A 13,247-nucleotide genomic window follows, 5' to 3' on the forward strand; every position below is an offset into this window, starting at 1 on the left:
TGTCTGACTAGTGCAAGCTAGTCGGATTTGTGGTAAAATAGATAGGATATGACAAAAGAATTTCATCATGTAACGGTCTTACTCCACGAAACGATTGATATGCTCGACGTAAAGCCTGATGGTATCTACGTTGATGCGACTTTGGGTGGAGCGGGCCATAGCGAATATTTATTAAGTAAGTTAAGTGAAAAAGGCCATCTCTATGCCTTTGATCAGGACCAGAATGCTATTGACAATGCGCAAAAACGCTTGGCACCCTATATCGAAAAAGGGATGGTAACCTTTATCAAGGATAACTTCCGTCATTTACAGGCACGTTTGCGCGAAGCTGGTGTTCAGGAAATTGATGGAATTTGTTATGACTTGGGAGTGTCTAGTCCTCAATTGGACCAGCGTGAGCGTGGTTTTTCTTATAAAAAGGATGCGCCCCTGGACATGCGCATGAATCAGGATGCTAGTCTGACAGCCTATGAGGTGGTGAACCACTATGACTATCATGACTTGGTTCGAATTTTCTTCAAATATGGCGAGGACAAATTTTCTAAACAGATTGCGCGTAAGATTGAACAAGCACGTGAAGTCAAGCCAATCGAGACAACGACTGAGTTAGCAGAAATTATCAAGTCGGCCAAACCTGCTAAGGAACTCAAGAAGAAGGGCCATCCTGCCAAGCAGATTTTCCAGGCTATTCGAATTGAAGTCAATGATGAACTGGGGGCGGCAGATGAATCTATCCAGCAGGCTATGGATATGTTGACTCTAGATGGTAGAATCTCAGTGATTACCTTCCATTCACTAGAAGACCGCTTGACCAAGCAATTGTTCAAGGAAGCTTCAACGGTTGAAGTTCCAAAAGGCTTGCCTTTCATCCCAGATGATCTCAAGCCCAAGATGGAATTGGTGTCCCGTAAGCCAATCTTGCCAAGTGCAGAAGAATTAGAAGCCAATAACCGCTCGCACTCTGCCAAGTTGCGCGTGGCCAGAAAAATTCACAAGTAAGAGGAAAAAATGGTAGATAAGAAAGAAACAACCAGTCAATTCTTGCAGAATCGTATAAAAAAATTCTCACGTGTGGAGAAGGCTTTTTATCTTTCCATCGCTTTTACGGCTCTCGTTTTAGCAGTGAGCATTATCTTTATGCAGACACGGCTCTTGCAAGTGCAAAGTGATTTGACAAAAATCAATGCGCAGATAGAGGAAAAGAAGACAGAGCTCGATGATGCTAAGCAGGAAGTGAATGAATTGATTCGTTCAGAGCGCTTGAAAGAGATTGCAGATAAAAAAGATTTGAAACTGAATAATGAAAATATCCGAACAGCGGAGTAAGATATGAAATGGACAGAAAAAATAACCCGATTTGCGATAAAAAATCGTAAATCTCCAGCAAAAAACCGTAGGATAGTTGGTAAGTACCTCAGCTTTGTAGCGGTTGCCCTTTTTGGCCTCTTTTTGGCCAATTTTGCTTATATTATCGCGAAAGGTAATATATTTGGTACTGACTTAGTAAAAGAAGCTAAAAAAGTTCACCAAACAACCCGAACAGTTCCTGCCAAACGTGGGACTATCTATGATCGAAATGGAGTTCCTATCGCAGAAGATGCGACCTCTTATAATGTCTATGCTGTTATTGACAAAAAATACAAGTCAGCAACGGGGAAAATTCTTTATGTAGAGGATTCGCAGTTTAATAAGGTAGCAGAAATTTTCCATAAGTATTTGGATATGGATGAAGCTTATGTGAAAGAGCAACTGGCTCAACCAAATCTGACCCAGGTTTCCTTTGGTGCAAAAGGAAATGGGATTACCTATGCCAATATGATGGCTATTAAAAAAGATTTGAAAGATGCTAGTGTGGAAGGAATTGACTTTACAACTAGCCCTAACAGAAGCTATCCAAATGGACAATTTGCTTCTAGTTTTATTGGTTTAGCCCAACTCCATGAAAATGAGGATGGCAGTAAGAGTTTGTTAGGAACTTCTGGTCTGGAGAGTTCGTTAAATACCATTCTTGCTGGGACAGATGGTATTATTACCTATGAAAAAGACCGTGTAGGAAATATCGTACCAGGTACAGAACAGGTATCGCAACAAACTGTGGATGGCAAGGATGTTTATACAACATTATCTAGCCCGCTCCAATCTTTCATGGAAACTCAGATGGATGCCTTTCTAGAAAAAGTAAAAGGGAAGTATATGACCGCGACCTTGCTCAGTGCCAAGACCGGTGAAATCCTCGCTACCACCCAACGACCTACCTTTAATGCAGATACTAAGGATGGTATCACCAAAGACTTTGTTTGGCGTGATATTCTTTATCAAAGTAACTACGAACCAGGATCAACCATGAAGGTCATGACGCTAGCAGCTTCTATTGATAACAATACCTTCCCAGGTGGAGAATACTTCAATAGCAGTGAATTAAAAATAGCGGATGCGACAATTCGAGATTGGGACGTTAATGAAGGTTTGACCGGTGGTGGTATGATGACATTTTCTCAAGGATTTGCTCACTCAAGTAATATTGGGATGACACTTCTTGAGCAGAAAATGGGGGATGCTACTTGGTTGGATTATCTAAACCGCTTTAAATTTGGGGTTCCAACTCGGTTTGGTTTGACAGATGAATATGCAGGCCAACTTCCAGCTGACAATATTGTTAATATTGCTCAGAGTTCATTTGGACAAGGGATTTCAGTAACTCAGACGCAAATGATTCGTGCCTTTACAGCCATTGCCAATGATGGCGTCATGCTAGAGCCTAAATTTATTACGGCCTTGTATGATCCAAATGATCAAACCGTTCGTAGATCTCAAAAAGAAATTGTAGGGAATCCAGTTTCGAAAGATGCAGCTGGCCAAACTCGGACTCACATGGTCTTGGTAGGAACGGATCCTAGATATGGAACTATGTATAATCATAGTACAGGAAAAGCAACTGTCAATGTTCCAGGTCAAAATGTAGCCCTCAAGTCTGGTACAGCCCAAATCGCTGACGAGAAAAATGGAGGCTACTTAGTTGGTTCGACCAATTACATTTTCTCGGTTGTGGCTATGAACCCTGCTGAAAATCCTGATTTTATCTTGTATGTAACGGTTCAACAACCTGAACATTATTCAGGTATCCAGTTGGGAGAATTTGCCAACCCAATCTTGGAGCGGGCTTCAGCTATGAAAGAATCTCTCAATCTTCAATCTCCAGCCAAGAATTTAGATAAAGTTACGACAGAGTCTTCTTATGCAATGCCTAGCATCAAGGATATTTCACCTGGTGAGTTGGCGGAAGCCTTACGCCGAAATATTGTGCAACCAATCGTTGTAGGTACTGGAACAAAGATTAAAGAATCATCTGTAGAAGAGGGGACCAATCTTGCACCAAACCAACAAGTTCTCCTTTTATCGGATAAGGTAGAAGAAATTCCAGACATGTATGGCTGGAAAAAAGAGATTGCCGAGACCTTTGCTAAATGGTTGGATATTGAACTGGAATTTGAAGGTTCAGGTTCCGTCGTTCAGAAGCAAGATGTTCGGACTAATACAGCTATCAAAAACATTAAAAAAATTAAATTAACTTTAGGAGACTAATATGTTTATTTCTATTAGTGCTGGAATTGTGACATTTTTACTAACTTTAGTAGGAATTCCGGCCTTTATCCAATTTTATAGAAAGGCGCAAATTACAGGCCAGCAAATGCATGAGGATGTCAAACAGCACCAGGCAAAAGCTGGGACTCCTACAATGGGAGGTTTGGTTTTCTTAATTGCTTCTGTTTTAGTTGCTTTCTTTTTCGCCCTATTTAGTAATCAACTCAGCAATAATGTCGGTATGATTTTATTTATCTTGGTTCTTTATGGTTTAATCGGATTTTTAGATGACTTCCTTAAGGTCTTCCGAAAAATCAATGAGGGACTTAATCCCAAACAGAAATTGGCTCTTCAGCTTCTAGGTGGCGTCATTTTCTACCTTTTCTATGAGCGCGGTGGAGATATGCTTTCTGTCTTTGGTTACCAAGTGCATCTAGGGATTTTCTATATTGTCTTCGCTCTTTTCTGGCTAGTCGGTTTTTCAAACGCAGTCAACTTGACAGACGGCATTGACGGTCTAGCGAGTATTTCCGTTGTGATTAGTTTGTCTGCTTATGGAGTTATTGCCTATGTGCAAGGTCAGATGGATATTCTTCTAGTGATTCTTGCCATGATTGGTGGTTTGCTTGCTTTCTTCGTCTTTAACCATAAGCCTGCTAAGGTCTTTATGGGAGATGTGGGAAGTTTGGCTCTCGGTGGAATGCTGGCAGCTATCTCTATGGCCCTCCACCAAGAATGGACTCTCTTGATTATCGGAATTGTTTATGTCTTTGAAACAACTTCGGTCATGATGCAAGTCAGCTATTTCAAACTGACAGGTGGGAAACGTATTTTCCGTATGACGCCTGTGCATCACCATTTTGAACTTGGAGGATTGTCTGGTAAAGGAAATCCTTGGAGCGAGTGGAAGGTTGACTTCTTCTTTTGGGGAGTGGGGCTTCTAGCAAGTCTCTTAACCCTAGCAATTTTATATTTGATGTAAGAATGGCACCCTGATGTTCAGTTTCAGGGTGTTTTTGCATTCTAAAAAATATTGGTCAATTAAAGTCAAATCTCTTGACCTTTTCTGACTAATGTAGTATATTATGAACGTAAGGTAAATGAAAGCCTTACTCGAACACTTATACTCAATGAAAATCAAAGAGCAAACTAAGAAGTGCTCAAAACACTGTTTTGAGCTTACAGATAGAACTGACGTGGTTTGAAGAGATTTTCGAAGAGTATTATTTAAAGTAAAATAGAAAGAGGTGGGGTCTATGTTTAATCTAGAAATCTTCAGAAGTAAAGATAGTCTACTCCTGCTTGAAAAAGAAAAACCAGAAATAGTACGTAGAGTAGCGATTTAGCTAGTCTAAATTTTTTAAAACAAAGGTCAAAGATAGTCAATATCAGTAATAATAAATAATAAAAAGAGGTAAAGAATATGAATAACAACTTTAATAATTTTAACAACATGGATGATTTATTTAACCAATTGATGGGTGGTATGCGAGGATATAGTTCTGAAAATCGTCGTTACTTGATTAATGGACGTGAAGTGACACCTGAGGAATTTGCTCACTATCGTGCGACTGGTCAATTACCAGGAAATGCAGAAGTTGATGGAAAAATGCCACAACAGGCATCAGGTATGAAACAAGACGGTGTCCTTGCAAAACTAGGTCGAAACTTGACTGCAGAAGCGCGTGAGGGCAAGCTGGATCCTGTTATCGGACGAAACAAGGAAATTCAAGAAACATCTGAAATTCTTTCACGTCGTACCAAGAATAATCCTGTTTTGGTCGGAGACGCAGGTGTTGGTAAGACAGCAGTTGTCGAAGGTCTAGCACAAGCCATTGTGAATGGTGATGTTCCAGCTGCTATTAAGAATAAGGAAATTATTTCCATTGATATCTCAGGTCTTGAGGCTGGCACTCAATATCGCGGTAGTTTTGAAGAAAACGTTCAAAACCTAGTAAATGAAGTGAAAGAAGCAGGGAATATTATTCTCTTCTTTGATGAAATTCACCAAATTCTCGGCGCTGGTAGCACTGGTGGAGACAGTGGTTCTAAGGGGCTTGCGGATATTCTCAAGCCAGCCCTCTCTCGTGGTGAATTGACAGTGATTGGGGCAACGACTCAAGACGAATACCGTAACACCATCTTGAAGAATGCAGCTCTTGCTCGTCGTTTCAACGAAGTCAAGGTCAATGCTCCTTCAGCAGAGGATACATATAAAATTCTTCAAGGAATTCGTGACCTCTATCAACAACACCACAATGTTATTTTGCCAGATGAAGTCTTAAAAGCTGCCGTTGATTATTCTGTACAATATATTCCTCAACGTAGCTTGCCAGATAAGGCTATTGACCTTGTGGACGTAACGGCGGCTCACTTGGCAGCCCAACATCCTGTAACAGATGTGCATGCTGTTGAACGTGAAATCGAGGTAGAAAAAGACAAGCAAGAAAAAGCAGTTGAGGCAGAAGATTTTGAAGCAGCTCTAAACTATAAAACACGCATCGCAGAATTGGAAAAGAAAATCGAAAATCACACAGAAGATATGAAAGTGACTGCAAGTGTCAACGATGTGGCTGAATCTGTAGAGCGAATGACCGGTATTCCAGTATCTCAAATGGGGGCTACGGACATCGAACGTTTGAAAGATATGGCTCATCGCTTGCAAGACAAGGTGATTGGTCAAGATAAGGCCGTAGAAGCTGTAGCTCGTGCTATCCGTCGTAACCGTGTTGGTTTTGATGAAGGTAATCGCCCAATCGGTAGCTTCCTCTTTGTAGGTCCAACTGGAGTTGGTAAGACTGAACTTGCTAAACAATTGGCGCTAGATATGTTTGGAACCAAGGATGCGATCATCCGTTTGGATATGTCTGAATACAGTGACCGCACAGCCGTTTCTAAGCTAATTGGTACAACAGCAGGCTATGTGGGTTATGACGACAATAGCAATACCTTAACAGAACGTGTTCGTCGCAATCCATACTCTATCATTCTCTTGGATGAAATTGAAAAGGCTGATCCTCAAGTCATTACTCTTCTCCTCCAAGTTCTAGATGATGGTCGTTTGACAGATGGTCAAGGAAACACAGTAAACTTCAAGAATACGGTGATTATCGCAACTTCAAACGCAGGCTTTGGTTACGAAGCTAACTTGACAGAAGATGCGGACAAACCAGAATTGATGGACCGTTTGAAACCATTCTTCCGTCCAGAGTTCCTCAACCGCTTTAACGCAGTCATTGAGTTCTCACACTTGACTAAGGAAGACCTTTCTAAAATTGTGGACTTGATGCTGGCTGAAGTCAACCAAACCTTGGCTAAGAAAGACATTGATTTAGCAGTTAGTCAAGCGGCTAAAGACTATATCACAGAAGAAGGCTACGATGAAGTCATGGGTGTTCGTCCACTCCGTCGTGTGGTTGAACAACAAATCCGTGACAAAGTCACAGACTTCCACTTGGATAACCTTGATGCTAAACACCTAGAAGCTGACATGGAAGATGGTGTTTTGGTCATTCGTGAAAAAGCCTAAGACAGAATTTTGAGCATAAAAAAGAAGGAGCCAGCTGAAAAACTGGTTCCTTTTTTGTGTTTAAATTACATGACGCTCAAAGGCATCGTCTGAAATCCCTTGTTCCAAGATGAGTTTAGCCCATTCTTTAGCAGAAAAGAGGCTGTGGTCCTTATAGTTTCCGCAAGATTCGATGGTTGTACCAGGGACGTCTTCCCAAGTAGTAGTTTCAGCGATTTCCTTGAGCGAATCCTTGATAACAGCTGCGATTTCAGCACTAGTGTGACGTCCCCACATAATCATGTGGAAGCCTGTGCGGCAACCAAATGGTGAACAGTCAATCATACCGTCAATTCGGGTACGGATGAGTTTGGCTAAGAGGTGCTCGATAGTGTGAAGGCCAGCGGTAGGGATAGAGTCTTCGTTTGGTTGTACCAAGCGAATATCATAATTGGAGATAACGTCTCCCTTTGGTCCTGTTTCTTCCCCAATCAAGCGAACATAGGGTGCTTTAACAATGGTGTGGTCAAGTTCAAAACTTTCAACAATAACTTCTTTTGACATGGTAAATCCTTTCAGTTTTCTTCTTTCATTATAACACAAAGCTGGCTCCTGAGATAGAGAGAAAACCTCTCCAAGAGTGGAGAGGTTGAAATCTTTATTTACGATACAAGCGGTCGTATTGGTAGTAAGGGTCAAAGGTTACATTGATACCCAGTTTGCGAAGGACATTCTTGTCTTCATCGGTTAAGATGATGGTTGAGTGGGCTTCGCTTCCTTTGAGGTTGCCAAGTTCTTCCATAGCACGAGCAGCATCAGGATTTTCTGTAGCTGTGATAGCAAGTGCAATCAAAATTTCATTTGAATGTAGGCGTGGATTACGGCTACCGAGATGATCGATTTTAAGACCTTGGATTGGCTTAACAACTTCAGGCTCGATTAGTTTTACTTCCTTGGCAATGTTAGCTGATTTCTTGATAGCGTTGATCAAGGCAGCGGCTGTAGGGCCAAAGAGTTCTGAGTTCTTACCAGTGACAATTTCCCCAGTTGGCAATTCAAGGGCTAGGGCTGGTCCGCCAGTTTCTTCTGCTTTTTGGCGTGCAACAACAGCAACCTTACGGTCTGCTGGTGTGATACCGAGGTCATTCATAAGCAACTCGATTTTCTTGACAGCAGCTTCGTCAACTTTTTCGGCTTTAAAATCAAGAACAGTTTGATAGTAACGGCGGATGATTTCTTGTTTAGAAGCTTCGACAGCAGCCTCATCATCTGTAATAGCGAAACCAACCATGTTGACCCCCATATCTGTCGGTGAAGCGTATGGAGACTCTCCTAGGATACGTTCCAACATGCGCTTGAGCACTGGGAAGATTTCGATATCACGGTTGTAGTTGACAGTGGTTTCTCCGTAAGTTTGGAGATGGAAGGGATCAATCATGTTGACATCATCAAGGTCAGCTGTGGCAGCCTCGTAGGCCAAGTTGACTGGATGATGAAGGGGAAGATTCCAAACTGGGAAGGTTTCAAATTTAGCGTAGCCAGACTTGACACCATTGATTTGGTCGTGGTACATATTTGACATACAGGTTGCCAATTTTCCAGAACCAGGTCCAGGAGCAGTTACGACGATCAAGTTGCGACTGGTTTTGATGTAGTCGTTTTTCCCCATACCTTCTGGAGAAATGATGTGATCCATATCTGTCGGATATCCTTTGATTGGATAGTGAAGATAAGAATCAATTCCGTTTTTCTCGAGTTGGTTGCGGAAGGCATCTGCAGCTGGTTGACCAGCGTACTGTGTGATGACAACGGAGCCAACAAAAATTCCCAGTTCATTGAATTTATCAATCAAACGAAGAACTTCTTGGTCATAAGAAATGCCCAAGTCACCACGTGCCTTGGAATGTTCGATGTTGCTAGCATTAATAGCAATCACGACCTCAACCTGCTCTTTCAATTCTTGCAAGAGCTTGATTTTGTTGTCAGGCTCATAACCAGGAAGGACGCGAGCAGCGTGGAAATCTTCTAACATTTTGCCACCAAACTCCAAGTAGAGCTTGCCGTCAAATTGATTAATGCGCTCCAAAATATGGTCGCGTTGTAGATTCAAATATTGTTCAGAACTAAAAGCTTGTTTTTTCATTTTTTTACCTCTGACCTCTATTATAATAAAAAATTGGAAGTTAGGAAACTATGGAGTTAAAAAAGGAATCAAAAAGATTAGGCAAACGCTTGCATAAAAATCTGAAAAGCGCTATCATAGACTGTAGATTATTAAAATAATGAGGTAAGAAGATGCAAGAAAAATGGTGGCACAATGCCGTAGTCTATCAAGTCTATCCTAAGAGCTTTATGGATAGCAACGGAGATGGAATTGGCGATTTGCCAGGTATTACCAGTAAGTTAGACTATCTAGCTAAGTTAGGAATTACAGCGATTTGGCTTTCTCCAGTTTATGACAGTCCTATGGATGATAATGGCTATGATATTGCTGATTATCAAGCGATTGCGGCTATTTTCGGGACCATGGAGGATATGGACCAACTGATCGCGGAAGCTAAGAAACGTGATATTCGTATCATCATGGACTTAGTGGTCAATCATACTTCAGATGAGCATGCTTGGTTTGTCGAGGCCTGTGAAAATCCTGATAGTCCTGAACGAGACTACTATATCTGGCGGGATGAACCCAACGATTTGGAGTCTATCTTTAGTGGGTCTGCTTGGGAGTACGATGAAAAGTCAGGTCAGTACTATCTCCACTTTTTCAGCAAGAAGCAACCTGATCTCAACTGGGAAAATGAAAAACTTCGTCAAAAAATTTATGAGATGATGAATTTCTGGATTGATAAAGGCATTGGTGGTTTCCGCATGGATGTCATTGACATGATTGGGAAAATTCCTGACGAGAAAGTAGTCAATAATGGTCCTATGCTCCACCCTTATCTCAAGGAGATGAATCAGGCGACCTTTGGAGATAAGAATCTCTTGACAGTAGGGGAGACTTGGGGAGCAACGCCTGAGATTGCTAAGTTCTACTCAGATCCAAAGGGACAAGAATTGTCTATGGTCTTCCAGTTTGAACATATCGGTCTTCAGTATCAGGAAGGTCAGCCTAAATGGCACTATCAAAAAGAGCTGAATATCGCTAAGTTGAAAGAGATTTTCAATAAATGGCAGACAGAATTAGGAGTTGAGGATGGCTGGAATTCGCTCTTCTGGAACAATCATGACCTTCCTCGTATCGTATCAATCTGGGGAAATGACCAAGAATACCGCGAAAAATCTGCCAAAGCCTTTGTAATCTTACTTCACCTCATGAAAGGAACACCTTATATCTACCAAGGTGAGGAAATTGGGATGACAAATTATCCGTTTGAAACGCTGGATCAAGTAGAAGATATTGAATCCCTCAACTATGCGCGTGAAGCTCTTGAAAAAGGTGTTCCGATGGAAGAAATCATGGACAGTATCCGTGTCATTGGTCGTGACAATGCCCGTACCCCTATGCAATGGGACGAGAGCAAAAATGCTGGTTTCTCAACAGGTCAACCTTGGTTGGCAGTGAATCCAAACTATCAAGCAATCAACGTTCAAGTGGCGCTGGCAAATCCAGATTCTATTTTCTATACCTATCAGAAACTGGTCCAAATACGTAAGGAGAATAGCTGGCTGATTCGAGCTAACTTTGAACTCTTGGAAACAACTGACAAGGTCTTTGCCTATATCCGTAAAGATGGGGACCGTCGTTTTCTAGTTGTGGCTAACTTGTCCAATGAAGAGCAAGACTTGACCGTAGAAGGAAACGTCAAATCGGTCTTGATTGAAAACACCGTGGCTCAGGAAGTCTTTGAAAAACAAATCTTAGCTCCATGGGATGCTTTCTGTGTGGAAATGACTGACTAAAAAGTGAGAACCTCAAGCTTATAGAGTTTGAGGTTTTGCTAAAAGTTTTTTAGAGAATTCTTTTAAATAGATTTTTTAGAATTTTCTAAAAAATCTGTCAAAAGCTCTTGCTTTTATAATAAAATAGGGTATAATAGTGAAAATACTATTTTGAAGGAGATTATTTATGCAATCGAAAAAGTGGCTCTTAGGAGCGGGAGTGACCTTGAGTGCGGCCCTTCTTTTGGCAGCTTGTGGTAAAAGTGATAAGAAAGCAGATGCCCCGAGGAGCTTTTCTTATGTTTATGCAGTGGATCCGTCTTCCTTGGATTATAGCGTTACGAGTAAAAGTTCTACTTCTGACGTGATTGGTAATGTTGTTGATGGTCTTTTAGAGAATGATAAATATGGGAATCTTGTTCCGTCTTTAGCAGAGGATTGGACTGTTTCAACCGATGGTTTGACTTACACTTACAAACTTCGTAAGGGGGTGAAGTGGTATACTTCTGAAGGAGAGGAGTATGCAGAAGTTAAGGCGCAGGATTTTGTTACAGGTCTGAAGCATGCGGCAGATGCTAAGTCAGATGGTCTTTCTTTGATTGAAAAATCAATCAAAGGTTTGGAGGCTTATGTTAGTGGTGAGACCAATGATTTTTCAACTGTAGGTGTTAAAGCTCTTGATGATTATACGGTAGAATATACCCTTAATAAACCAGAAAGTTTTTGGAACTCTAAAGTAACAACAGCAACCATGCTCCCTGTAAATGAAGAATTTTTGAATGCAACAGGCAAGGATTACGGAGCGCCAACCCCATCAAGTATTCTTTACAATGGTCCATATTTTTTGAAATCTTTGATTTCTAAATCTGTGATTGAATATGAAAAAAATCCTAACTATTGGGATAAGGAAAATGTCAAGATTGATAATGTAAAATTAACATTCTATGACGGATCAGATCAAGAATCCCTTATCCGTAGTTTCGCTACAGGAGCATATAATACAGCGAGACTTTTCCCAAATAGTTCAAGTTTTGCTTCTACCAAAGAGAAATATGGAGATCAGATTATTTATAGCCCTCAGGAAGCAACTAGTTATTACTTTACTTTTAACGTAAATCGTCAATCATATAATAAAACAGCCAAGACAGATGAAGGACAAAAGCTTTCTACAAAAGAAGCCATGCTGAATAAAAATTTCCGTCAAGCAATTAATTTTGCCTTCAATCGCCACGCCTATACAGCTCAATTAAACGGTGAAGAGGGTGCGGATAAGATTATTCGTAATAGTCTAGTGCCAGATAATTACGTTCAAGTAGCTGGGAAGACCTTCGGACAGTTGGCTCAGGATGAACTACTGAAATATGGAGAACAGTGGAAAGATGTGACTCTCACAGATGGTAAGGATACAATTTACAATCCAACAAAGGCCAAGTCTGCATTTGAAAAAGCGAAGTCAGAATTGCAAGCTAAGGGAGTGAGTTTCCCGATTCATCTAGATGTGCCAGTAGAACAGACAGATGTAGTTGCGGTTCAACAAACCAATTCGCTAAAACAATCAATTGAAGAAACGCTTGGAACGGAGAATGTGATTATAGATGTTCTTCAAATGACAGATAATGAGAAGGAAAGTATTACTTCTCAAGCTAAAGTTCCAACCCAAAAAGATTATGATTTGAACGGAACAGGTTGGGGACCAGATTACCAAGATCCAGCAACCTATCTCAATATTTTAGATGCTAAGAAGGGTTCTGCCTTGAAACATCTAGGTATAACAAAGGGCAAGGATCCTGAAGTTGTGGCAAAAGTTGGCTTGGATGAATACAAGAAGCTCTTGGATGATGCGGCTTCTGAGACAAGTAATCTTGATAAACGATACGAAAAGTATGCTAAAGCACAGGCTTGGGTTACTGATAGTTCACTTCTTATTCCAGTTGCTTCTTCAGGGGGCTCTCCTATGGTTAGTCGTACTGTTCCATTTACCAAAGCTTATTCACAGGTCGGTATTAAGGGGGATCCATTTATTTTTAAAGGAATGGAACTTCAAAATGATATTGTGACAACTAAAGAGTATGATGCGGCCTTCAAAAAGTGGCAAAAGGAAAAACTGGAATCGAATGCTCAGTATCAAAAGGATTTAGAAAAGCACATAAAATAACGTGAATGAGATTCTTGCTTTCGTTAGGTTATCAGTTAATTCATTGATATTTAAATGATAAATCGCATAAAAACAAGGGAGGACTGTATGAAAGACAGAAATCCTTTGTTTTTTTAT

At 40.8% G+C, this 13,247-nt stretch carries 9 protein-coding genes; 7 read left to right on the forward strand and 2 right to left on the reverse strand.

What is annotated here, in order from left to right; all coding sequences use genetic code 11:
- Nucleotides 1-48 precede the first annotated feature (48 nt).
- The 5 genes from rsmH to D8848_RS04280 all read left to right on the forward strand — a co-directional run bounded on the left by rsmH (nucleotide 49) and on the right by D8848_RS04280 (nucleotide 7,111).
- The gene (rsmH, locus tag D8848_RS04260) at nucleotides 49-999 is read left to right on the forward strand and encodes a 16S rRNA (cytosine(1402)-N(4))-methyltransferase RsmH (RefSeq protein WP_125443785.1); all 951 of its coding nucleotides are present in this window, start codon (nucleotides 49-51) and stop codon (nucleotides 997-999) included.
- 9 nt (nucleotides 1,000-1,008) lie between these two features.
- Nucleotides 1,009-1,326 carry a cell division protein FtsL gene (gene ftsL / locus D8848_RS04265; RefSeq protein ID WP_000227824.1) on the forward strand — a complete coding sequence of 106 codons (318 nt, stop codon included), beginning with the start codon at nucleotides 1,009-1,011 and terminating at the stop codon, nucleotides 1,324-1,326.
- 3 nt (nucleotides 1,327-1,329) lie between these two features.
- Nucleotides 1,330-3,582, forward strand: a complete 2,253-nt coding sequence (pbp2x, locus tag D8848_RS04270; RefSeq protein WP_125443783.1) for a penicillin-binding protein PBP2X — start codon at nucleotides 1,330-1,332, stop codon at nucleotides 3,580-3,582.
- 1 nt (nucleotide 3,583) lies between these two features.
- Complete coding sequence (mraY, locus tag D8848_RS04275) at nucleotides 3,584-4,564, forward strand: phospho-N-acetylmuramoyl-pentapeptide-transferase (protein WP_125443781.1); 981 nt, start codon at nucleotides 3,584-3,586, stop codon at nucleotides 4,562-4,564.
- A 441-nt stretch (nucleotides 4,565-5,005) separates the two neighbouring features.
- Nucleotides 5,006-7,111, forward strand: a complete 2,106-nt coding sequence (locus tag D8848_RS04280; RefSeq protein ID WP_125443780.1) for an ATP-dependent Clp protease ATP-binding subunit — start codon at nucleotides 5,006-5,008, stop codon at nucleotides 7,109-7,111.
- Nucleotides 7,112-7,171: 60 nt separating this feature from the next.
- On the opposite strand, the gene D8848_RS04285 is transcribed toward D8848_RS04280, so the two are convergent.
- Nucleotides 7,172-7,654, reverse strand: coding sequence for an S-ribosylhomocysteine lyase (locus D8848_RS04285; protein ID WP_000032562.1), 483 nt, complete (start codon nucleotides 7,652-7,654; stop codon nucleotides 7,172-7,174).
- A 94-nt stretch (nucleotides 7,655-7,748) separates the two neighbouring features.
- Nucleotides 7,749-9,233, reverse strand: a complete 1,485-nt coding sequence (locus D8848_RS04290) for a DUF1846 domain-containing protein (RefSeq protein ID WP_125443778.1) — start codon at nucleotides 9,231-9,233, stop codon at nucleotides 7,749-7,751.
- Between the two features lie 152 nt (nucleotides 9,234-9,385).
- On the opposite strand from D8848_RS04290, the gene D8848_RS04295 reads away from it, so the two are divergent.
- Nucleotides 9,386-10,996: a glycoside hydrolase family 13 protein gene (locus D8848_RS04295; protein ID WP_084923646.1), complete on the forward strand. Its 1,611-nt coding sequence runs from the start codon at nucleotides 9,386-9,388 to the stop codon at nucleotides 10,994-10,996.
- 166 nt (nucleotides 10,997-11,162) lie between these two features.
- A complete protein-coding gene (locus D8848_RS04300; RefSeq protein ID WP_049544886.1) occupies nucleotides 11,163-13,130 on the forward strand; it encodes a peptide ABC transporter substrate-binding protein in 1,968 nt (655 codons plus the stop codon).
- Nucleotides 13,131-13,247: the final 117 nt, after the last annotated feature.

Source organism: Streptococcus mitis (assembly GCF_003942775.1).
Classification (GTDB): domain Bacteria; phylum Bacillota; class Bacilli; order Lactobacillales; family Streptococcaceae; genus Streptococcus; species Streptococcus mitis_CN.

What these genes read in the sequence shown, in the direction of transcription:
- mraY (WP_125443781.1), top strand. Translation starts at nt 3,584, where the DNA reads ATGTTTATTTCTATTAGTGCTGGAATTGTGACATTTTTACTAACTTTA.
- D8848_RS04300 (WP_049544886.1), top strand. Translation starts at nt 11,163, where the DNA reads ATGCAATCGAAAAAGTGGCTCTTAGGAGCGGGAGTGACCTTGAGTGCG.
- rsmH (WP_125443785.1), top strand. Translation starts at nt 49, where the DNA reads ATGACAAAAGAATTTCATCATGTAACGGTCTTACTCCACGAAACGATT.
- pbp2x (WP_125443783.1), top strand. Translation starts at nt 1,330, where the DNA reads ATGAAATGGACAGAAAAAATAACCCGATTTGCGATAAAAAATCGTAAA.
- D8848_RS04285 (WP_000032562.1), bottom strand. Translation starts at nt 7,654, where the DNA reads ATGTCAAAAGAAGTTATTGTTGAAAGTTTTGAACTTGACCACACCATT.
- D8848_RS04280 (WP_125443780.1), top strand. Translation starts at nt 5,006, where the DNA reads ATGAATAACAACTTTAATAATTTTAACAACATGGATGATTTATTTAAC.
- D8848_RS04290 (WP_125443778.1), bottom strand. Translation starts at nt 9,233, where the DNA reads ATGAAAAAACAAGCTTTTAGTTCTGAACAATATTTGAATCTACAACGC.
- ftsL (WP_000227824.1), top strand. Translation starts at nt 1,009, where the DNA reads ATGGTAGATAAGAAAGAAACAACCAGTCAATTCTTGCAGAATCGTATA.
- D8848_RS04295 (WP_084923646.1), top strand. Translation starts at nt 9,386, where the DNA reads ATGCAAGAAAAATGGTGGCACAATGCCGTAGTCTATCAAGTCTATCCT.